General features: G+C 66.5%; 17 protein-coding genes and 1 tRNA gene. 10 read left to right on the top strand and 8 right to left on the bottom strand.

Annotated elements, in window-relative coordinates; translation table 11 throughout:
- Positions 1 to 139: 139 nt before the first annotated feature.
- Positions 140 to 3,241 carry a TonB-dependent receptor gene (locus ACOFKW_RS03305; protein WP_419815932.1) on the bottom strand — a complete coding sequence of 1,034 codons (3,102 nt, stop codon included), beginning with the start codon at positions 3,239 to 3,241 and terminating at the stop codon, positions 140 to 142.
- Positions 3,242 to 3,406: 165 nt separating this feature from the next.
- On the opposite strand from ACOFKW_RS03305, the gene ACOFKW_RS03300 reads away from it, so the two are divergent.
- On the top strand, positions 3,407 to 3,562 hold the full coding sequence (locus ACOFKW_RS03300; protein WP_419815931.1) for a hypothetical protein: 156 nt from the start codon (positions 3,407 to 3,409) through the stop codon (positions 3,560 to 3,562).
- 436 nt (positions 3,563 to 3,998) lie between these two features.
- On the opposite strand, the gene ACOFKW_RS03295 is transcribed toward ACOFKW_RS03300, so the two are convergent.
- Positions 3,999 to 4,085 (bottom strand) — tRNA-Leu (locus ACOFKW_RS03295).
- 190 nt (positions 4,086 to 4,275) lie between these two features.
- Between ACOFKW_RS03295 and ACOFKW_RS03290 the strand changes: the two genes are divergently transcribed.
- From ACOFKW_RS03290 to queG, 9 genes are all read left to right on the top strand, one after another.
- On the top strand, positions 4,276 to 5,226 hold the full coding sequence (locus ACOFKW_RS03290; RefSeq protein ID WP_419815930.1) for a complex I NDUFA9 subunit family protein: 951 nt from the start codon (positions 4,276 to 4,278) through the stop codon (positions 5,224 to 5,226).
- Between the two features lie 114 nt (positions 5,227 to 5,340).
- Positions 5,341 to 6,144, top strand: a complete 804-nt coding sequence (locus ACOFKW_RS03285; protein WP_419815929.1) for an undecaprenyl-diphosphate phosphatase — start codon at positions 5,341 to 5,343, stop codon at positions 6,142 to 6,144.
- A gap of 153 nt (positions 6,145 to 6,297) precedes the next feature.
- The gene (locus tag ACOFKW_RS03280; RefSeq protein WP_419815928.1) at positions 6,298 to 7,731 is read left to right on the top strand and encodes an NAD(P)-dependent oxidoreductase; all 1,434 of its coding nucleotides are present in this window, start codon (positions 6,298 to 6,300) and stop codon (positions 7,729 to 7,731) included.
- Positions 7,728 to 8,189 carry a hypothetical protein gene (locus ACOFKW_RS03275; protein ID WP_419815927.1) on the top strand — a complete coding sequence of 154 codons (462 nt, stop codon included), beginning with the start codon at positions 7,728 to 7,730 and terminating at the stop codon, positions 8,187 to 8,189. The genes ACOFKW_RS03280 and ACOFKW_RS03275 overlap by 4 nt, the downstream gene beginning before the upstream one ends.
- Positions 8,186 to 12,727, top strand: a complete 4,542-nt coding sequence (gltB, locus tag ACOFKW_RS03270) for a glutamate synthase large subunit (RefSeq protein ID WP_419815926.1) — start codon at positions 8,186 to 8,188, stop codon at positions 12,725 to 12,727. Before ACOFKW_RS03275 ends, gltB begins: the two co-directional genes overlap by 4 nt.
- Before the next feature lie 18 nt (positions 12,728 to 12,745).
- A complete protein-coding gene (locus ACOFKW_RS03265) occupies positions 12,746 to 13,009 on the top strand; it encodes a hypothetical protein (protein ID WP_419815925.1) in 264 nt (87 codons plus the stop codon).
- A gap of 339 nt (positions 13,010 to 13,348) precedes the next feature.
- A complete protein-coding gene (locus ACOFKW_RS03260; protein ID WP_419815924.1) occupies positions 13,349 to 13,531 on the top strand; it encodes a hypothetical protein in 183 nt (60 codons plus the stop codon).
- 122 nt (positions 13,532 to 13,653) lie between these two features.
- Complete coding sequence (locus tag ACOFKW_RS03255; protein WP_419815923.1) at positions 13,654 to 14,319, top strand: glutathione S-transferase family protein; 666 nt, start codon at positions 13,654 to 13,656, stop codon at positions 14,317 to 14,319.
- A gap of 208 nt (positions 14,320 to 14,527) precedes the next feature.
- Positions 14,528 to 15,565 carry a tRNA epoxyqueuosine(34) reductase QueG gene (gene queG, locus ACOFKW_RS03250; protein ID WP_419815922.1) on the top strand — a complete coding sequence of 346 codons (1,038 nt, stop codon included), beginning with the start codon at positions 14,528 to 14,530 and terminating at the stop codon, positions 15,563 to 15,565.
- Positions 15,566 to 15,593: 28 nt separating this feature from the next.
- On the opposite strand, the gene ACOFKW_RS03245 is transcribed toward queG, so the two are convergent.
- From ACOFKW_RS03245 to ACOFKW_RS03220, 6 genes are all read right to left on the bottom strand, one after another.
- The gene (locus ACOFKW_RS03245) at positions 15,594 to 17,630 is read right to left on the bottom strand and encodes a transglycosylase domain-containing protein (protein WP_419815921.1); all 2,037 of its coding nucleotides are present in this window, start codon (positions 17,628 to 17,630) and stop codon (positions 15,594 to 15,596) included.
- Positions 17,631 to 17,685: 55 nt separating this feature from the next.
- Entirely contained in the window at positions 17,686 to 18,003 is a 318-nt protein-coding gene (locus tag ACOFKW_RS03240) for a peroxiredoxin (protein ID WP_419815920.1), read from the bottom strand.
- Positions 17,985 to 18,746 (bottom strand): HesA/MoeB/ThiF family protein, encoded by a 762-nt coding sequence (locus tag ACOFKW_RS03235; protein WP_419816855.1) that lies wholly within the window; start codon positions 18,744 to 18,746, stop codon positions 17,985 to 17,987. The genes ACOFKW_RS03240 and ACOFKW_RS03235 overlap by 19 nt, the downstream gene beginning before the upstream one ends.
- Positions 18,743 to 20,179, bottom strand: a complete 1,437-nt coding sequence (locus tag ACOFKW_RS03230) for an MFS transporter (protein ID WP_419815919.1) — start codon at positions 20,177 to 20,179, stop codon at positions 18,743 to 18,745. Before ACOFKW_RS03230 ends, ACOFKW_RS03235 begins: the two co-directional genes overlap by 4 nt.
- Positions 20,180 to 20,425: 246 nt before the next feature.
- Positions 20,426 to 20,614 (bottom strand): hypothetical protein, encoded by a 189-nt coding sequence (locus ACOFKW_RS03225; RefSeq protein WP_419815918.1) that lies wholly within the window; start codon positions 20,612 to 20,614, stop codon positions 20,426 to 20,428.
- A gap of 329 nt (positions 20,615 to 20,943) precedes the next feature.
- Positions 20,944 to 21,909 carry a cation diffusion facilitator family transporter gene (locus ACOFKW_RS03220; protein ID WP_419815917.1) on the bottom strand — a complete coding sequence of 322 codons (966 nt, stop codon included), beginning with the start codon at positions 21,907 to 21,909 and terminating at the stop codon, positions 20,944 to 20,946.
- Positions 21,910 to 21,955 lie beyond the last annotated feature (46 nt).

Raw genomic sequence — 21,955 nt, 5'->3', positions numbered from 1 at the left:
AGCCCGTCGACGTCGGATCGATAATCGGATGAAGTCGGCTCTGATCGAGCAGAGGCGAGTCCTGCAGGGTGCAAGGGACATTCCTGTCACCCTGCACCCTGCTGCATCCAAACAATTGCCTGATCGATTGGCAGGTCGTTTAGAAGTGGAACCGCGCGCCGGCCGTGTAGCGCCGACCATATGACCACACATCGAGCAGCTGATTATTGAAGCGACCATGCGTGCTGTAGGTCGAGTTGTTGATGTTGGTCGCTTCACCGAAGAGCGTGACATGCTCGTTGATGTCCCAACTCGTCGATGCATCGACCTGAAGCTGCCTGTTCACATAAACCGGCTCGGCGCCAAACGCACCGGTCGAGCCTTGGCCGAGCTGCAGCAGATACTGGTCGCGCCAGTTCACCGCAGCGCGGATCTGGAAGCCATGCTTGTCGTAGAAACCGACGAAGTTGGCAGACTTGGCCAGGCCCGGAACCGAGAAGCCCGTGCCGGTGATGTTCGCCGAGTCGAACTTGCGGTTAGTCGACGGGATCGTGGCATTGGCCTGGAAGCCGAAGCCGCTGCTGCCGAAGATTTGCTGCCAGGCGATTTCGACGCCCTTCACCGTGGCATTCGGGCCGTTAACCCGAAGCTGGACATTGAACTTCGCGATTTGCCCCGTGGACGGATCGATGACGTTGTTGATTGTCTGAGACTGCACACCGCCGACGATGAAGTTGCTGATGTTCTTCACGAAGCCGTTGACGGCGAAGTACGAGTTCCGATGATAGTACCACTCGACGCCCAGGTCGTAGTTGTCGGACAGGTACGGGGATAGATCCGTATTTCCGCCGGTCGCGGCGAGGGTGCCGACGCGCAAGGTGCTGGGAACGACCGTCGGCCGCAGGTCGGCGAGAGCAGGCCGGGTCAAGGTGCGCGATGCATCGGCGCGCACGACCAGGTTCGACGTGACGTCCAGCTTCAGATCGACGCTCGGCAGCAGGAACGAATATTTGTTCTTGCCGATGATCGGCTGCGGGTTGCTGTAGCCGTTGCCGTTCGGCCCGAGCGATGGGTCCGGCGCGATCAGCGTCGGATCGCCCGGCGGACGATACAGGCCGAGCAGGATCCGGCCGAGTGCCATGGTGCGCACGCTCGTGCTTTCGCGACGTACGCCCGCCGAGACGCGGAACGGCATGCCGGCAATCTCATTCTCGAACGCCGCCTTGAAGAAGATGCCCAGCACTCGCTCCCGCACCTCGAGAACGGTGCCAGGATCCAGCATCGGCACGATCTTCGGCCCATTCGGGAAGGCCGCTTCGATTTGCGCGTATACCTTGTACGGATCGAACCTCGGGATCGCGGGCACGATATTGCCCGTGTATCCAGGGAAGAAATTCTCGGTGCTGACGTACGGCAGGAAGGTATCCGGTGTCGCCTGGCTGAGGCCGACCCGGCCCGACTGCGGACCGTAACCGGAATACGCCACCGACGCGCCGTTGAGCGAGGTATTCGTCGTCTCCGTGTGCAGGCGGTCCTCGACATACTGGCCGCCGAAAGTGACCTTCAGGTCGTCCTTATCCCAGTTCAAGGAGCCACGGGCCTGCTTGACGACGTCGGTATTATAGTCACCGCCCCGGAACTGCACGTGCGATCCAGCCAGTGTCTGGCTGCCGAAGTCAGCGGCGTTGCCGCGAGGTCCGAAATCATGGATCGACGGAATGTACTTGTTGCTGTTGCCGAGGATCGTGACGCCCGTATTGGCCCCAAGGATCGTACTGGCCTTGATGCATGACGTCGGCGGAGTTGTTGACGTGGCGCCGGCGGGGAAGACGCAGGGAGGCGTGATGAACGTGCCATTCGGATCCGGGTTGAAACCGCCATAACCCAGGAAGGCCTGATCGTTGACCTGCAAGTGGCCGGGATTCTTGACGCTCTTCGAATAGGCACCGTCAAGGTCGAGCGTCAGATGCTCGACGATCTCCCACTTCATGTTGAGGCCGGTCTGGTTCGTCCGGAGCACGTTGCGCGTCCGGATCGCGATGAGATCGTTCGGGGTGCCGAACTGATTGAAGTCGACGATCGTACCATTCGCGTCGGTCTTGACGTTGCGCAGATCGGTGCCGTTGAACCACGCGGCGGTCTGACCATTGTTGGTCCGCAGGTTCTGCCTGCTGAAATTATCATCGAGCGTAAACAGGATGGTGTCGGTCGGGCGCCATTGAAGCGCGAGGCGGCCGTCGACCCGCTCGTCCAGATTGTTTTCCTGCGCCGCAAGGATACGCTGCGGGAACCAGGCTGGCTTGGTTTCCTTGTTGGCCGGCGTGAAGTCGGACACGGCGCAGCTTGCGGTGCGCTGGCAGGGGTAGAGAGTGATGCCCACCCAGCCGTTGGTGCCGGCGTTGTTCGTCGTCGTATCGCGCCGTGAATAAGCGATGTCGGCAAGGATGCCGAACTTGCCGTCTGCGAACGTATCCGAGACAAGCAGGCCGCCGGTCGGCCTGACGTTCTTGTTGCGGGACTGCATCGTGCCCGATGCCGTCGCAGCGACGTGAAAGCCCTCGCGGTCGAACGGCTTGGGGAAGGCGATGTCGACGGTGCCGCCAATGGCGCTGGTCGACAGCGCGACGTCCGGCGTCTTGAGCACGCTGAGGCGGCCGACGAAGTCCGATCCGACGGTGGTGAAATCGACGCCGCGGTTGCCCGTCGCGGTCGAGATGTGGCGGCCGTCGTACAACGTATCGACGAAACCGCCGCCGAAGCCGCGGATGCTGACGCCGGTCGCGTCGCCGCGTGAGCCGGAGCGCTGGATCGTGACGCCGGGGAGACGCTGGAGTGCCGAGGCGACGTTCGCATCGGGGAACTTGCCGATGTCCTCGGCCGAAATCACGTCGACGACACCCGCCGATTGACGCTTTAGATCAAGGTTGCGGACGAGCGAGCCGATCAGGCCGGTGACGACGATTTCGTCTCCGTTCGCTCCGGCATCCGGGGCCCCCGGGGAAGTTCGAGACGCGGCGGCTGCCGTTTCCGCCTGCTGCGAGGTCGGCGGCGGCTGGTCTGCCGCGCGTTGCGGTGTGCTCGACAAGGCGGGATCCGATGTCGCCTGCAATGTCGTGGACGATGAAGGCTGACCCGGCGTTGACTGGGCGTACGCGGCATTTGCCGCGACGAGAGCCAATAGGCTCGACGCGCCGGTCAGCGCCGATCCGAACCTTACACGACGAACAGCATTGTCCAACGCGCGGCATGACGAAATGATCATGACCCCCCCCCTGTTATGCAACTCGGCCATTGGAGGCCGTAGTCACGACTATTCTATGTGCCGAATGCAGTGTGGCTGGCTCCACTTGGAGTCGTCACCTGCTCGCCACTTGTTGACATAGATAAATACCCGAGAGCCTTTGCTGTCAACAAGCTATTGCGGCTAATGTCGATTGACGATTACGATTTTTCAATTGGTCGTCAGCGCTTCGAAATGGCGTTGATTTTACACCAGAAAAATCTTTCGAACGACGGCCAGACTGACTTCTCGCCAATCTGGCGGCTCGCCATGCTTCGCTCTTCGACACGAACCCAGTCTTGATGCTTGTAAACATCGAGCCGAGCGCGAGTAACGCCTACCTCCGGACTTGAGTAAGGCCAGAGCATCGACTGGTGCCGAGAGCCCGAACTTCCAGCGGTGCGCCCGTACTGCGCTGCTGCTACCGGGCGACGCAGGGCCCACGCCAGAGGCCGCTCCCAACGTTAAGCCAGGGACGAACCATCGACTCGAAGTCTTTGCTGGCAGCTAGTATTGGCAGGGGTGGTCGAAGGGCGACGGGGGAACTGCTTCGCGAGAATCGAGAGTAGAACACGGAGGCTCGCAGCTAGAGTCTTCCATTAGCCAGCAGAAATGGCCCCAAAGCGCCCAGCGTTTTTACGATAGCTCGCACAGACCAGCATCCGCCAGCGATCACGGTAGAGCTAAAATCGCGGTTTGGTCTTCTGCAATCTCCCCCGGTCGTTCACGACCGGGGGGATGGTGCCCAGGAAAGGACTCGAACCTTCACATCGTTACCAATACCAGCACCTGAAGCTGGCGCGTCTACCAATTCCGCCACCTGGGCAGGTTGCGAGGCGCGGAGGTAGGGGACGGTGCGGCGGGTGTCAATCGCGTTACGCACAGATGATGTCGTGCGCGTCTCGATTAGCGTTGCGGCTGCGACGGCGGGAGAGTTGTCATCGGGCGGGGGCTGCGCCACAAGGCGCCGGATGCTGCGGGAGCCGTGGCTGGACAGGCAAAGCGAAGGTTGGGCGATGGACGGGCTGGTAGTGATCGTCGGCGGCTCAGGGTTCATCGGCCGTTACCTGGTGCAGGTGCTGGCCCAGACCGGGGTGCGTATCCGCGTTGTCGCGCGTAATCCGCAAAGCGCGCTGTATCTGCGGCCGCTCGGCGCCGTCGGCCAGATCCAGCCGTTCGGCGGCAATGTCGGTGACCTCGGCAGCATGGCGGCGGCGTTCCACGGTGCAACGGCGGGCGTTAATCTCGCCGGTATCCTGGCGGAGAGCGGCGGCCAAAGCTTCAACAAGGTCCAGGCGACAGGCGCGGCCAATGTCGCCCGGGCGGCAGCCAACGCCGGCGTGAGCGCCTTCGTGCAGGTCTCCGCGATCGGCGTCGATGCGAAGGCCGAGGCGGGCTATGCGCGGACCAAGGCGCAGGGCGAGGCGGCGGTGCACGCCGCGCTGCCGCACGCGACGATCGTGCGACCCTCGATCGTCTTTGGTCAGGAGGACCAGTTCATCAACCGCTTTGCCGGGCTTGCGGCGCGCCTGCCGGTGATGCCGGTGGTGGCGGGCGGCACGCGCTTCCAGCCGGTGTTCGTGCTCGACGTCGCGCGCGCCATCGCCGCCGCGCTTGCCGATCCCGAGGCGCATGGCGGCAGGACCTATTCGCTGGGCGGTCCGCGCACCTATACGTTCCGCCAGATCCTCGCCTTCATCATGCACGAGATTCGCAGCAAGAAGTCGCTGGTCGAAGTGCCGGACGGTATCGCCGCGATGATGGCCAAGCTCGGGCGCTTCGTTCCCGGTGCGCCGATGACCTGGGACCAGTGGCAGATGCTCCAGCATGACAATGTCGTGCCGCAGGGCGCGCCCGGGCTGGCGGAGCTGGGCATCGAGCCGACGCCGCTGGAGAGCATCGCGCCGGCCTATCTCGAGCGCTACCGTACCGGCGGACGCTTTCACCGCGATCCGCTGGTCGCCTGAGGTCGCGTAACGTCGTCATCCCGGCGCAGGCCGGGACCCATCATGCCGGGCCTCGAACACTCCGCTCGAACCGACGACCTTCAATTGATAATGCGATGATCATAAGGAAGCGCCGTGGAGCATTCGCTACTCGACATCATCATCCTCGGCATTGTCGAGGGGATCACCGAGTTTTTGCCGGTGTCGTCGACCGGGCATCTCATCCTCGCGGGCGAACTGCTCGGCTATGACGCGGAACGCTGGAAACTGTTCAATATCGTCATCCAGCTCGGCGCGATCCTGGCGATCGTGGTGCTGTACTGGCGGACCTTCTGGACGGTGCTGCGCGGGCTGGCGACGCGCGATGCCGGTTCGTGGCGCTTTACCCGTAACGTGCTGCTGGGCTTCATACCCGCGGCAGTGATCGGGCTGGCGTTGCACAAGCAGATCGAGGCACTGCTGGGCAATGCGGTGGTGGTTGCCGTCGCGCTGATCGTCGGTGGCATCGGTATCCTGGCGGTCGAGCGTTGGGCCAAGCGTGCCACTGTCGAGGGAGTCGCGGCGATGCCGGCACGGACCGCCCTCGGCATCGGCTTCGTCCAGTGCCTCGCGATGGTGCCTGGAGTCAGCCGCTCCGGCGCGACAATCATGGGTGCGCTGGCGATGGGCGTGCAGCGGCGTACGGCTGCGGAGTTCAGCTTCTTCCTGGCGGTGCCGACGATGCTGGGCGCGACGGCGCTCGAGCTGTTCAAGAACCGCGCGGCGCTGGATGCCGGCGAATTTCACGCGATTGCCATCGGCTTCATGGTGGCGTTCGTCGTGGCGCTGGTCGTGGTGAAGGGGTTCGTCGCGGTGATCAGCCGCTATGGCTTTGCGCCATTTGCCTGGTACCGGATCATTGCCGGTGCTGCCGCCCTGGTGTGGCTGCTCAACCGATAGTACCGAAATTAGACTATTCTGGAGAATGCGAGCTAAGTGAGGCAGGTCGGAAGTAGTCGGTTTCCGAAATAGTTATCAAACGTTCCCTATTGGGCAAATAGTGCGTGACTCACGGGAGTTTGCGCAGTATCCCGGCAGCCGAAGGAGCCTGCCGTGGTCGAAGCGACAATGCTGCATTTTACTGATCGCGAGCAGCAGTATCCGCTGAAGCGGCCGGCTGAACTGCGTGCCGAGGATTACCTCGAGATCTCGCGGCCTTATATTATCGCCAAGGCCGAGGAGCAGGCGAGCCGCTGCTCGCAGTGCGGCGTGCCGTTCTGCCAGGTCCATTGCCCGCTTCATAACAACATCCCGGACTGGTTGCGCCTGACCGCCGAGGGGCGGCTCGAAGAAGCGTATGAACTGTCGAACGCGACCTCGAGCATGCCGGAAATCTGCGGTCGCATCTGCCCGCAGGATCGGCTGTGCGAGGGTAATTGCGTTATCGAGAAGGACTTCGGCTCGGTCACGATCGGTTCAGTCGAGAAGTTCATCACCGACACCGCCTGGGAGGAGGGCTGGGTCAAGCCTCTGGTCCCGGTCGCCGATCGCGGTGGCCAGTCGGTCGGCATCATCGGTGCCGGCCCCGCCGGGCTGACGGCTGCGGAAATGCTGCGGGTCAAGGGCTATGAGGTCCACGTCTACGACCGCTACGACCGCGCCGGTGGCCTGCTGACCTATGGCATCCCCGGCTTCAAGCTCGAGAAGTATGTGGTGACCCGGCGGATCGAGCGCCTCGAGGCTGGCGGCATCATCTTCCACCTCGGCTTCGAAGTCGGCCGCGACGCCAGCCTCGACGAGTTGCGCGACCGGCACGACAGCATCCTGATCGCGACCGGCGTCTACAAGCCGCGCGATATCAACGTGCCCGGCATCGATGCGACGGGCGTCGTCGGCGCGCTCGACTATCTGACCCGCAGCAATCGCCGCGGCTTTGGCGACACCGTGACCGATGCGGCCGACTATGATGCTGCCGGCAAGCACGTCGTCGTCATCGGCGGCGGCGACACGGCGATGGACTGCGTCCGTACCGCCGTCCGCCAGGGTGCTGCCTCGGTAAAGTGCCTGTACCGCCGCGACCGCGCCAACATGCCGGGCTCGCAGCGCGAAGTCGCCCATGCCGAGGAGGAGGGCGTCGAGTTCGTCTGGCTCAGCGCGCCGCATTCGGTGCTCGGCTCGCCCGCCGCCGTCGTGCTGGCCGACAAGATGCGCCTGGGAGCGCCCGGTCCCGATGGCCGGCGCGCGCCCGAACTCGACGACGGAGGCCGCTTCCGGCTCGACGCCGATTTGGTCATCAAGGCGCTGGGCTTCGACCCGGAAGACCTGCCGGTGGCGTTCGGCAATGCCGCGCTGGGGGTCAACCGCTGGGGCACGCTACGCGTCGACCACAAGACCATGGCGACCAGCCTCGACGGTGTCTTCGCGGCCGGCGACATCGTCCGTGGCGCCTCGCTGGTGGTCTGGGCGATCCGCGACGGCCGCGATGTCGCGGCGGCGATGCACAAATATATGGCCGCAAAGGTCGAAGCCCTGCGCGTCGCGGCGTGATGCTGCGCGGCGTCGTCCTTGCCGCGCTGCTGGCCGCGGCGGCTCCCGTTGGCGCGCAACCTGCTGACATTGCAGCGGATATTGCGCACTCCGTCGCGCCGCGCGAGCAGTTCGGTAATTTCGTCAGCATCACGCTCAACACCTCCAAGGTCGGCAAGATCATCGCCGGGAAAGTCGGTGCGGAGCGCGCTGCCAAGCTGTTCGCCGCAGCCACCGCCGATGCTGTCGCGACTTACGGCGCCGAGTGGGAGACGAACCTTGCCGCCAGCTACCGCGAGGCGCTGACCCCCGCCGAGTTGACCGCTGCCCGAGCCGCCATCGCCGCGCGCGATCCGGCCACGCTGCAGCCGATGATGGCCAAGGTCGCCCCGGTCATGAAGGCGAAGTCGACCGTGCTACTCAACCGGGCCTGTCTCGAAGCGATGACGGCCGCCGAAGCTGCGAGTGAAAAGCCATGACAGTCTCCGCCGCCGAACGCGCCCGCATCGCCGAAGTCGGCATGTACCGCCCCGACATGGAATCCGATGCCTGCGGTGTCGGCGTCATCGCGGCGACCGACGGCAAAGCCTCCCGCCGCGTCGTCACCGCCGCCATCGACGCCCTAAAGGCGGTCTGGCACCGCGGCGCCGTCGACGCCGACGGCAAGACCGGCGACGGCGCCGGCCTCCACGTCGAGATCCCAGTCGACTTCTTTCATGAACATATTGATCGTGCCGGCCACAAGCCCAAGCCCAACCTGACCGCGGTCGGCATGGTCTTCCTGCCCCGCACCGACCTCGCCGCCCAGGAAACCTGCCGCACCATCGTCGAAAGCGAGATCATCGACTTCGGCTACACGATTTACGGCTGGCGCCAAGTGCCGGTCGACGTCGGCGTCATCGGCGACAAGGCGATGCTGTCGCGCCCCGAGATCGAGCAGATCATGATTGCTGGCCCGCTGCCCGGCTCCGGCGCCAAGGATGCGTTCGAGAAAGACCTCTACCTGATCCGCCGCCGGATCGAGCGGGCGGTGATCGCAGCACAAATACAGGGTTTCTACATCTGCTCGCTGTCGTGCCGCTCGATAATCTACAAGGGCCTGTTCCTGGCGGAGGAGCTGTCAGTCTTCTATCCCGACCTCGCCGACGATCGCTTCACGTCACGCTTTGCCATCTATCACCAGCGCTATTCGACCAACACCTTCCCGCAATGGTGGCTGGCGCAACCGTTCCGTTGCCTGGCGCATAACGGCGAGATCAACACGGTTCGCGGCAACAAGAACTGGATGAAGAGCCACGAAATTCGGATGGCCGCGTCGGCGTTTGGCGAGCACTCCGAGGATATCAAGCCGCTGATCCCTGCTGGCGCCAGCGATACCGCGGCCCTTGATGCAGTATTCGAGGCGATGGTTCGTTCAGGGCGCGACGCACCGACGGCGAAGTTGGTGTTGGTGCCCGAAGCTTGGGCCAAGGACGATTCGCTGCCGGAAAGCCATCGGGCGATGTACGCATTCTTTGCGTCCATCATGGAGGCTTGGGACGGTCCGGCCGCGTTGGCGATGACCGACGGTCGCTGGGTCGTGGCCGGCATGGACCGTAATGCGCTACGACCGATGCGCTACCTGCTGACCGACGATGGATTGCTGATAACGGGCTCAGAAGCAGGCATGGTCGTCGTGCCCGAGGCAACGATTGTCCTCAAAGGCCGGCTTGGGCCAGGCCAGATGATCGCCGTGGATCTTGACGGGGACGAGGGTGAAGTCCCGCGTTTCTATAGCGATCGCGAAATAAAGGATCGCATCGCAGCGGAGCATGACTATGGCGCCATGGTTGCCGGGTTCACGACGTTCTCGTCGATCCCAGGCCACGACGGTCCGCAGCCAGCCGCAACTCTGCCACGTCCTGAGCTACGGCGGCGTCAGATCGCAGCCGGTTGGACGATGGAGGACATGGAGATCCTGCTTTCTCCAATGGTTCAGGACGGCAAAGAGGCCGTCGGCAGCATGGGCGACGACACGCCGCTGGCCGTCATCTCCGACAATCCGCGGACGCTGAGCCACTTCTTCCGCCAGAACTTCAGCCAGGTCACCAATCCGCCGATAGACTCGCTGCGCGAAACTCGCGTGATGAGCCTGAAGACGCGCTTCTCCAATCTGGGCAACATCCTCGACGCCGATGCGCGACAGGAGGGGGTGATGGTATTCGATTCACCGATCATCACCAACCTCGGCTGGGAGCTGATGCTCAAGACGTTCGGCAGCCAGGCGGCGACTATCGACTGCACCTTCGACATCGCCAGTGGTCCGTCTGGGCTGCGTGCCGCCATCGAGCGGGTCAGGCTTGAGGCCGAGACGGCGGTGCGCACCGGCAAGAGCCAGCTATTCTTGACCGACGAGGCGCAGAGCGCAACGCGCGCTGGCATCACCATGATCCTGGCAGCGGCAGGTGTGCACACCCATCTCGTTCGCAAGGGGCTGCGGACCTATGTCAGCATCAACGTGCGGTCGTCGGAGTGTCTCGACACCCATTATTTCGCGGTGCTGATCGGTGTGGGGTCGACGACGGTGAATGCGTATCTGGCACAAGAGGCAATTGCCGACCGCCATTCCCGTGGGCTGTTCAAGGGCAAGACCTACGACGAGTGCGTCCTGCGTTACAAGAAGGCGGTCGAGGACGGGCTGCTCAAGATCATGGCGAAGATGGGCATCGCAGTCGTGTCGTCGTACCGTGGCGGCTATAATTTCGAAGCGGTTGGCTTGAGCCGGGCGCTGGTCAACGACTTTTTCCCGGGGATGCCGGCGAAGATTTCGGGTGAGGGCTTCAGCTCGATCCATCTCAACGCCAAGTTGCGGCATGACCGGGCGTGGGACGAGGAGGCGATCGCGTTGCCGATCGGTGGGTTGTACCGGTACCGGGCGGGGAGCGAGGCGCATGCTTACCAGGCGAACCTGATTCATTTGCTGCAGACGGCGACGAGTACGGATAGTTATTCGGACTATTTGCGATTTTCGCGGGCGACTGCGGAATTGCCGCCGATTTATTTGAGGGATTTGCTGGAATTTAATTGGGCAAAAACTCCGCTGGCGACAGAAACTGTTGAATCTATTACGGAAATTCGTAAGCGCTTCGTGTCGCCGGGGATGAGCCTGGGGGCGCTGGGGCCGGAGGCGCATGAGACGCTGGCGATCGCGATGAACCGCATCGGCGCCAAGGCGGTCAGCGGCGAGGGCGGCGAGGACAGCGAGCGCTTCAAGCCGCGCGCCAACGGCGACAACGCCAATTCCGTGGTCAAGCAGATCGCGTCGGGGCGCTTCGGGGTCACCGCCGAATACCTCAACGCCTGCGAGGAGATCGAGATCAAGGTCGCCCAGGGTGCCAAGCCCGGCGAGGGCGGCCAGCTGCCCGGCTTCAAGGTCACCGACATGATCGCCCGGCTGCGTCACGCGACGCCCGGCGTCATGCTGATCTCGCCGCCGCCGCACCATGATATCTATTCGATCGAAGACCTTGCGCAGCTGATCTACGACCTCAAGCAGATCAATCCACGCGCCCGCGTCTGCGTCAAACTGGTCAGCTCGGCGGGCATCGGCACCGTCGCGGCGGGCGTCGCCAAGGCGCATGCCGACGTCATCCTGATCTCCGGCCATGTCGGCGGCACCGCCGCGAGTCCGCAGACCAGCATCAAATACGCCGGGACTCCGTGGGAAATGGGCCTGTCGGAGGTCAATCAGGTACTGACTCTCAACGGATTGCGCCACCGCGTGAAGCTGCGCACCGACGGCGGCCTCAAGACCGGCCGCGACATCGTCATCGCCGCGATCCTCGGCGCCGAGGAGTTCGGCATCGGCACGCTCAGCCTGGTCGCGATGGGCTGCATCATGGTCCGCCAGTGCCATTCCAACACCTGCCCCGTCGGCATCTGCACGCAGGACGAGGCGCTGCGGAAGAAGTTCGACGGCAGCCCGGAAAAGGTCATCAATCTGATGAGCTTCATCGCCGAGGAGGTCCGCGACATTCTGGCGAAGCTCGGCTACCGCAGCCTCGACGAGGTCATCGGCCGCACCGAGCTGCTGCGCCAGGTCAGCCGCGGCGCCGAGCATCTCGACGACCTCGACCTCAACCCGATCCTGGCCAAGGTCGATGCGCCGGACCATGCGCGGCGCTTTGCGATCAGCACCTTCCGCAACGACGTGCCCGACAGCCTCGACGCCCAGATGATGATCGACGCGGCGCACCTGTTCGAGCGCGGCGAGAAGATGCAGCTGACCTACAGCGTCCGCAACACGCACCGTGCGGTCGGCACCCGCCTGTCGAGCGGCATCGTCTCGAAGTTCGGCATGAAGGGCCTGGCGCCCGGCCATATCCACATCCGCCTGCGCGGTTCGGCGGGCCAGAGCCTCGGCGCGTTCGCCGTGCAGGGCGTCAAGCTGGAGGTCTTCGGCGAGGCCAACGACTATGTCGGCAAGGGCCTGAGCGGCGCGACCATCGTCGTCCGCCCGATGGTTTCGTCGCCGCTCGCCAGCCAGGACAACACGATCATCGGCAACACCGTGCTGTACGGCGCGACCTCGGGCCGTCTGTTCGCCGCAGGGCAGGCCGGCGAGCGTTTCGCCGTCCGCAACTCCGGCGCGACCGTCGTCGTCGAGGGCTGCGGCGCCAACGGCTGCGAGTATATGACCGGCGGCACGGCGGTCATCCTGGGCGAGATCGGCGACAATTTCGGCGCGGGCATGACCGGTGGCATGGCGTTCGCCTATGACCCGGCCGACGACTTCGGCCGGCGCATCAACCCGGACTCGATCACCATCCAGCGCCTCGCATCGACGCATTGGGAGGGCGTGCTCAAGTCGCTGATCGAAGAGCATGTCGCGGAAACCGGCTCGCATTGGGCCGCCGGACTGCTGACCGACTGGGAACGGACGCTCCTGCACTTCTGGCAGGTCTGCCCCAAGGAGATGCTGACCCGGCTGGCCTTCCCATTGAACGACGCCGTTCCTATCTTGGAAGCGGCCGAATAGCTGGCCGGAGCGAGTGCAATGGCGAGCAAGTCGGACGGCCTGGCAGAAATCCTCGTACAGTTGGCGGCGAACTCCGCGACGCTGATCGAGCGGGCGCGCGCCAACGGCATCTTCAAGCAGGCCCAGACCGTCGACGTGACGCCGACGCCGGAAGCCCCGGCGGCGGCTGCGGCGGATGATTTCGCCGGGCAGAAATCGGCGCTGCAGGAAATCATCGTGCAGCAGGCGATGAAGATCCACACGCTGGAAGCCGAAATCGCACGACTGACGAAGGCGAACTGAGGCGGACCTTTACGCGCTGGGCGACGGCTTCGCGCCCGTGCACGCCCGTGCCCAAAAGAGCGTCATCCCGGCGAATGCCGGGACCCATTAAGCAAGCGGATCGTCGTCGCGCACGATTCTGATCCGAGTTCGTGCTGAATGGGTCCCGGCATTCGCCGGGATGACGGCATTTTGGGGACGGGCTGCAATCCCATGCTGGACGCGTCAGTGCGGCGTTTTTCGGAAAACAAAAACCCAGCTTAAGCCTGACGCCACCTCACATCGTCATCCCGGCGCAGGCCGGGACCCATTCGCAAGCGAGTGGTGGTTGGACACGCTTCTGATCCAAGTTCGCGCCGAATGGATCTCGGCCTGCGCCGCGATGACGGCGTTTGGGACGGGCGCGATAACCGCATGCTGAAAGCGACAGGGCAGCGTTTTGGCAAACTGCAACCCAGCTCGAGCCTGACGCCACCTCACATTGTCATCCCGGCGCAGGCCGGGACCCATTCGCAAGCGATTGGTAGTCGAGCACGCTTCTGATCCGAGTTCGTGCCGAATGGGTCCCGGCATTCGCCGGGATGACGGTTGGTGATTGACAGCAACCACGCTCGCCGCCGACATCTGCTTGCCCGCTGCCGCTGCCGCGTTACTGTGCCGCCAACATGTGGCAGCTTCATCATTTCACCCTGTGTCCCTTTTCACGCAAGATCCGCTTCCAGTGTGCCGAGAAGCAGGTGGCGGTCGAGTTGGTGCGCGAGCATCCGTGGGAGCGGCGTGACGCCTTCCTGCTGCTCAATCCTGCCGGGCAGACGCCGGTGCTCGCCAATGCGACGCTGACCCTGAGCGATTCCGCCGCGATCAGCGAGTATCTGGAGGAGACGGTCGAAAAGACCCCGCTGCTCGGCTCGGGCGCGGCGGAGCGGGCCGAGGTGCGGCGGCTGACGGCGTGGTTCGACCAGAAATTCTATGCCGAGGTGGTGGTGCCGCTGCTGGCGGAGCGGATGTTCAAGCGTGTCGTGACGCGCGGTTCCCCCGATGCGGCAACGATCCGCGCCGCCCAGCGCGCTGCCGAACAGCATTTCGACTATCTCGATTATCTGCTTGAGCATCGTCGCTGGCTGTCGGGCCCGGCGTTCGGCATGGCGGATGTCGCGGCGGCGGCGCAGATCTCGGTGGCTGATTACCTCGGCGGCATCGACTGGGACGGCCACGAGGAGGCGCGCACCTGGTACTCCGCGCTGAAGTCCCGCCCGACGTTCCGTCCGCTGCTCGCCGAGCGGATGGAGGGGCTGGCTCCGCCCCAACATTATGACAAACTAGACTTCTAGGCGCAGCGCGGCCGAGCGCAGCGAAGCGAACGCCCTTCCGTTCGCTGAACAGCGCGCGGACTCGCGCCAGCCCGGCCGGCGGGCCGCAGCCCGACCGACGACGCGGCTTTGCCGCGGCTTCTGACCTCCTGCTCCCTCCCCCCACTCTCGGTTCGCGAAGATGCTCACCGTGGGGGGAGGGAGCAGGAAGTGGTGCTATAGGGCTGCGATGACTCCGGCCGAACTTCGCAGCGCCTTGGAAGCGCAGGCGCAAACCCATGGCTTCGCCGCCCTCGGCATCGCGCCGGCGACCGCCGCCCCGCTCGCCGGCGCCCGTCTGCGGCAGTGGCTCGACGACGGCCGCCACGGCGACATGATCTGGATGGCCGACACCGCGGATCGCCGCGCGACGCCGCAGGGGCTGTGGCCGGAGGTGCGGTCGGTGATCATGCTCGGCACCAACTACGGCCCGGCGATCGACCCGCTGCGCCATGCCGAGCACCCGGAGACCGGGGTCGTCTCGGTCTATGCGCTGGGCAAGGACTATCACGACGTCATCAAGAAGCGCCTGAAGCTGCTGGGCAACTGGCTCGCCCGGGCAGGCGGCCACGACCTAAAGGTGTTCGTCGACACCGCGCCGGTGATGGAGAAGCCGCTTGCCGAAGCCGCAGGGCTGGGCTGGCAGGGCAAGCACACCAACCTCGTCAGCCGCGATTTCGGGTCGTGGCTGTTCCTCGGGGCGATCTACACGACGGCGGAGCTGCCGCTCGATGCGCCGCATGCCGACCGCTGCGGCAGTTGCTCGGCATGCCAGGCGGCGTGCCCGACCGATGCCTTTCCGGCGCCGTACCGCCTCGATGCGCGGCGCTGCATTTCCTACCTGACGATCGAGCACAAGGGCCCGATCCCGCACGAGTTTCGCGCCGCAATCGGCAACCGCATCTATGGCTGCGACGACTGCCTGGCGGTGTGCCCGTGGAACCGCTTTGCCGTTGCCAGCCACGACATGGCGTTCGCGGCACGCGAGGAGCTGATCGCCCCGGCGCTGGTCGACCTGCTCGGGCTCGACGATGCGGCGTTCCGGGCACGCTTCTCCGGGTCGCCAGTCAAGCGCGTCGGGCGCAACCGCTTCGTCCGCAATGTCTGCGTCGCGGCGGGAAACAGCGGCGACCCGGCATTGCGGGTGCCGCTGTCGGCCTTGCTGGCGGACGACGACGAGGTGGTGCGCGAGGCGGCAGGCTGGGCGCTGGAGCGGATGGCGCCCTAGACCTGCGGGGTGTCCGCTTGCGCGAGATTCAGCGCGGCGGCTGGTCCCTCAAGGCTTCGTCGAGGAAATGGTCGTCGAGGCGCGGCTGGGCCTGGGGTTGGGCCTGTGGGTCGCCCTCCATCGGAACCGGGTCGGGCTGGGGCCGGATGATGTTGCCATCGAAGTCGGTGGCCGGCTGGGTGGTGCCGTCGGGCGCCAGGCCATAGACCTGGTCGTCAGGCTCCATGCCCATGTCGCCGCTCTCGACCTCGGTGGTCAGGGCGGAGGGTGGGGTGCCGCCGACGGCCCGCGCCATGTACGCGGCAAAGGCGCGGGCGGGGGCGCGGCCGCCCTGCAGGCCGGGGACGGCGCGGGCGTCGTCGCGGCCCATCCAGACGCCGGTGGTCAGCTCCGGCGTGAAGCCCAGGAACCAGCCGTCCTTGTTGCTGCTGGTGGTGCCGGTCTTGCCCGCGAGCGGCCGGCCGATCTGGGCGGCGCGGCCGGTGCCGGTCTCGACCGCGGCCTGCAGCAGCTTGGTCATGTTGGCGGCGACATAGGGTGCGATCAGGACGCGCGGCGTCTGGGGCTCGCGCTCGTACAGGATCTTGCCGCTGGCGGTGGCGATGCGGGTGATGGCGTAGGGGCGAACCTCGGCGCCGTTGTTGGCGATTGCGGCGTAGGCGGCGGTCATCTCGAGCAGCGTCGCGTCTGAGGTGCCGAGCACCATCGCCGGGCGGCGGTCGATCGGCGTGCTGATGCCGAAGCGGCGGGCGACGTCGGCGACGGTGTCGAAGCCGACCTGCGCACCCAGCTTGGCGGCGACGGTGTTGATCGACAGCGCAAAGGCTTGCGTCACGGTGACCGGGCCGATGTTGCGGCCGTTGGCGTTGCGCGGGCTCCAGCCGTCGATGGTCACCGGCTCGTCGACGACCACGGCGTCGGGGGTGACGCCGCTCTCCAGCGCCGCGAGATAGACGAACAGTTTCCAGGACGAGCCCGGCTGGCGGCGCGCGACGACGGCGCGGTTGTAGTTGGAGGCGACGTAGTCGCGCCCGCCGACCATGGCGCGGACGGCGCCGTCGCGGGTCATGGCGACCAGTCCGCCCTGCGCGCCATTGGGGGTCTCGGCGGCGATCGCGGCCTCGGCGTCGTGCTGGCCCTTGGGGTCGAGGGTGGTGGTCACCAGCAACGGCTCGACCGATTCGTCGGTCAGCGCCTCGACCTGCGCCAGTGCCCAGTCGGTGAAATAGCGGACGCCCGACTGCGGTGCCTGGGCGGCGAAGCGCAACGAGGTGAAGTCGGCGGCGCTCGCCTCGCCGGGCAGGATGCTGCCGCTGTCGGCCATGGTGGCGATGACGGTGGCGGCGCGCGACTTGGCGCGGGCGGGGTCGGCGGACGGGGCGTAGCGGCTGGGGGCCTTGACCAGTCCGGCAATGACGGCGGCTTCCTCGAGGCTGAGCGTCTGGGCGCTGTGGCCGAAGAACTTGCGGCTGGCGGCGTCGATGCCGTACGCGCCGCCGCCGAAATAGACGCGGTTGAGGTAGAGCTCGAGGATGGCGTGCTTGGTGAACTTGCGCTCGATCGCCAGGGCCAGGACCATCTCGCGCAGCTTGCGGCCGAAGGTCTTGTTGGAGGTCAGGAAGACGTTGCGCGCCAGCTGCTGGGTGATCGTCGAGGCGCCCTGCGTCGAGTGGCCGGAGCGGAAATTGGTCAGCGCGGCGCGGGCGATGCCGATCGGATCGATGCCGGGGTGGCTGTAGAAGCGCCGGTCCTCGACCGAGACCATGGCGTCGGACATGGTGCGCGGGATCGACTTGTAGGGCAGCCACTGGCCGTAGCTCGGGCCGAGCGTGACCAGCACCGTGCCGTCGGCGCCGCGGACCTCGACCGACTGGCCGTTGGGGGAGCGCATCAGCTCGTCGAAGCCGGGCAGCGAGGACAACGCGATCGCGACGGCGATGCCGAGTCCGAGGATGCCGATCAGCACCGCGCCCGCGCCGAGCTTGACCATGAGCAGCAGGAAGCCTCCGAAACCGCGCGAGCGCGACGGGGCAGGGCGGCGGCGGGAGCGGGGGGACGATGCCATGGAGGTGGCGCGAGTTAGGCCGCAACCTTGGCGGAAGCAAGGCGTATTACTCGCCTCATACGACGGTCAGGTTGGCGGCAGGGTTCGCCTGCAGGAACGAGACCATGCCGCCGGGGGTAACACCTTGCGGCAGCAGGGTTTCGCTCAGCGCCAGGCCGGTGGTGCAGGCGGTGACCTCGACGCCGAGATCGAGGGCGGTAGCGAGTGCGTCGGCGAGCGCGGGCAGGAGTTCGACGCTCGCCCCGTCGAACAGCATCGCGACCGGGCGGCCCAGCGCGGCGGCGGCGGCGGCGAGGTCGAGCGCGGTCTGGGCCCGCGCCGGGTCGGGACCGGCGACGACGATGGCCAGCGGGGTCACGAGCAGCCCGCGCAACCGGGGTCCTTGGGCAGGCGCAGCGTCCGCATCCGCGCGCCCAGCGCATCGTAGAGCAGCAGGCGCCCGGCCAGCGAGGTGCCGAAGCCGGTGATCTCGCGCACCACTTCCAGCGCCTGCATCGAGCCCATGACGCCGGTCAGCGCCCCCAGCACGCCCTGGTCGGCGCAGCTGTTGTCCGCCTGGTCGAGCGCCGACCCGACGAGGCACCGGTAGCACGGCAAGTCCGCCTCCCAGCCGCGAAAGGTCGACAATTGGCCGTCGAAAGGGCCCACGGCGGCGGATACCAGCGGGATATTCAGCGCATAGGCGGCATCGGCGACCGCGAGTCTGGTGGCAAAGCTGTCCGACCCGTCGGCGATGACGCTGTGCCCGGCCAGCAGCGCGGGGGCGTTCGCAGCGTCGAGGCGCACGGGATACAGCACCACCTCGACATGCGGGTTGAGTCGCGCCACGGCATCGCGGGCACTGTCGGTCTTGAGGCGCCCGACGTCGGTGGTGCCGTGCAGGACCTGGCGCTGCAGGTTGGACAGCGCGATCTGGTCGTCGTCGATGATCGTCAGCCGGCCCATCCCGGCGGCGGCGAGGTACTGGATGCACGGGCTGCCCAGCCCGCCGGCGCCGATCACGGCGACAGATGCGGACTTGAGCGCGCGCTGGCCGGGGCCGCCGACTTCGCGCAGCACGATATGGCGCGCGTAGCGGTCGAGTTCGTCGTCGGTAAGGTCCTGCACCCCGCTCAGGTCGGCGTGTCCGGGTTCGAAATCAAGGCCGCGCCGTGGAGCAGCACGCCCGCCGACAGCGCTGCGGCCAGCGCCAGCCCGGCGCCGGCCCAGGCGGCGACGTGGAAACCGGCGACCAGTGCCTCGCCCATGCTACCGATGACGCCGCCGACCAGCGCCGTGACGACCAGCCCGCCGGTGCGCGCGACGGCGCTGTTGAAGCCCGAGGCGGTGCCGGTGTGATGCGCGTCGACCGAGGCGAGGACCGCGGTGGTCAGCGGCGCGACCGCCCCCGCCATGCCGACCGCGATCACCAGGATGGCGGGCAGCACCGTCGTCCAATAGTCGCCGCCCGCATCGATGCGGGTCAGCAGCGCGAATCCGACCGCGACGACCAGTGGCCCGACGGTCAACGGCAGGCGCGGCCCCATCCGCTCCGCCAGCCGGCCCATGGTGCGCGACGCGACCGCGATGACTGCGGGAAATGGCAGCAGCGCCGCGCCAGCCGCCAGCGCGGTGTAGCCCGCCGCCTTGATCAGCACATAGGGCAGCAGCACGAGCAGGCCGCCGAGCGCGCCGTATAGGAACAGCGTCAGCAGCGTCAGCCCGACGAAACTGGCCGAGCCGAACAGCGACAGCGGCATCATCGCCGCCTCGCCGCGCCGGTGCTCGACCCACAGGAAGGCCAGCATCAGCACCGCGCCCGCGCCGACCGCAGCCCCGGCGACGCTCGTCAGCCCGGCGGTCGAGGCGAGCGTCAGCCCCCAGGTTGCCGCGCCCAGACTGGCGGTGACCAGCGCCGCGCCGAGCCAGTCGAGGCGGGCGTTGCCGGGGTCGCGGCTCTCCTCGACGTAGCGCCACGCGATGACGATTGCGGCGGTGGCGAGCGGCAGGTTGAGCAGGAAGATCGCTCGCCAGCCAATGGAGTCGACGAGCCAGCCCCCGAGCGGCGGGCCAACCGCGCCGGCAATGGCGCCGGCGGCGGCCCAGGTCCCGACGGCGCGCCCGCGCTGCTCGCCGGTGAAAGCGCTGCCGAGGATGGCGAGGCTGTTGGGCATCAGCATCGCCGCGCCCACCCCCTGCGCTACCCGCGCCGCGAGCAGCAGATCGAGCGACGGCGCCACCGCACAGGCCAGCGAGGCGAGCGCGAACACCGCGATCCCGGTCACCAGCATCCGCTTTCGCCCGAAGCGGTCGCCGATCGCGCCGCCCAGCAGCAGCAGCGCGCTGAGCGGCAGCAGGTAGGCGTTGACCGCCCATTGCAGGTCCGCCGCCGTCGCGTCTAGGCTGTGGCCGATGGCGGGCAGCGCGACATTGACCACCGAGCCGTCGATGAAGGCCAGGCTGGAGGCGAGGATGGTCGCGGCAAGCGTCAGGCGCGGGTGCGCGGCGGGTTTCGCCGAGGTGGCGGTGGCGGGGCTCGCGTTGCAGGGGGTTTGCAGGCCGGAGTTCATGTCGCGTCCTGTTTGCCGATGGTGACGGGCGTAGCACCCCGGCGCGCGGTTCGCCTATCCCTCAGCGTGGCGAGGGTTCGTTGCTGCACCGCGGCCCCACGCCGCCCGCCGCCCGCCGCCCCACGCCGCGTCATCCCGGCGAATGCCGGGACCCATTCAGCTCGCGCGTGGTGATTTCGCACCACCACTTAGACAAGCGTGGCGAATGGGTCCCGGCATTCGCCGGGATGACGGGATGCTAAGCAGCTATGCCGCCGTCGCGTCAAGGCTGTGGCCGATGGCGGGCAGCGCGACATTGACCACCGAGCCGTCGATGAAGGCCAGGCTGGAGGCGAGGATGGTCGCGGCAAGCGTCAGGCGCGGGTGCGCGGCGGGTTCCGCCGAGGTGGCGGTTGCGGGGCTCGCATTGCAGGGGGTTTGCAGGCCGGAGTTCATGTCGCGTCCTGTTTGCCGATGGCGACGGACGTAGCACTCCGGCGCGCGGTTCGCCTATCCCTCAGCGTGGCGAGGGTTCGTTGCTGCACCGCGGCCCCACGCCGCCCGCCGCCCGCCCCACGCCGCGTCATCCCGGCGAATGCCGGGACCCATTCGCCGCGCTTGTCGAACTGGTGGTGCGAAATCACCAAGCGCGAGCTGAATGGGTCCCGGCATTCGCCGGGATGACGGGGGGAGGCTTTGCTCCCTCCTCCCACTCTACGCTTTGCGTGGGGAGGCTTTGCTCGCTCCCCCACTCTACGCTTTGCGTGGAGGAGGGAGCTACGCAGCTATGGCGCCGACGGATCGAATTGCGGCGCGTCGAGCAGGCGCCCGCGCGAGGCGTGATAGGCTTCGCGGGTTTGCGGCTTGAGGAACAGCGCGATGACCTCGGGGCGTTCGGCGCGGACGCGGGCCTCGACGTCGGTGACGATGCGCTCGACGACCTCGATGTCCATGCCGGCCTCGAACTTCAGGCTGAGCGCGACGAACACCTGGTTGGGGGCGAGCTGGACGGTCAGCACGCCGTTGACGCGCTCGATCCCCGGCGTGCAGCTGGCGGCGCGGGCGACGGCGTCGCGCACGGCCGGGTCGGCGCGCTCGCCGATCAGCAGGGCCTTGCTCTCGCGCAGCAGGATGATCGAGACCGCCGCCAGCACGACGCCGATGCCGATCGAGGCGTAGCCGTCGAAGCGCGGATCGTTGAAGTGGACGGAGGCCCAGGTGCCGGCCAGCGCGATCGCGATGCCGATCAGCGCGGCGCTGTCTTCCAGCAACACCATGAACTTGGGCGGGTCCTTGCTGTCGCGGATCGTCGCGACCAGAGTCTGGCTGCCCTGGATGCGGCGGAACTCGCGGTAGGCGACGAACCACGAGCCGCCCTCGAACAGGAACGACAGGCCCAGCACGATGTAGCTGATCTCGGGCCGCTTGATCGGCTCCGGTTCGGCGAGGTGGACGACGCCCTCGTAGAAGGACACGCCGGCACCGACGCCGAAGATCAGCACGGCGACGACGAAGCTCCAGAAATACAGTTCGCGGCCGTGGCCGAGCGGATGCTCCTCGTCGGGTTTCTGCGCCGACCGCTTCATGCCGTACAGCAGCAGCACCTCGTTGCCGGTGTCGACCAGGCTGTGCACCGCCTCCGACAGCATTCCCGACGAACCGGTGATCGCGGCGGCAATACCCTTGGTGACGGCGATCAGCAGGTTCCCCGCGAGTGCCGCATAGACCACTGTTTTAGAACCGTCCGCCATCGCTGCTCCCATGCGTCGTTCGCGACGGGGAACGGCTGGCGGCGTG

Source organism: Glacieibacterium sp., from assembly GCF_965200405.1.
Taxonomy (GTDB): domain Bacteria; phylum Pseudomonadota; class Alphaproteobacteria; order Sphingomonadales; family Sphingomonadaceae; genus Glacieibacterium.
Note: the sequence above shows the minus strand (reverse complement) of the source record. Positions and strands in the feature narration are given on the sequence as shown.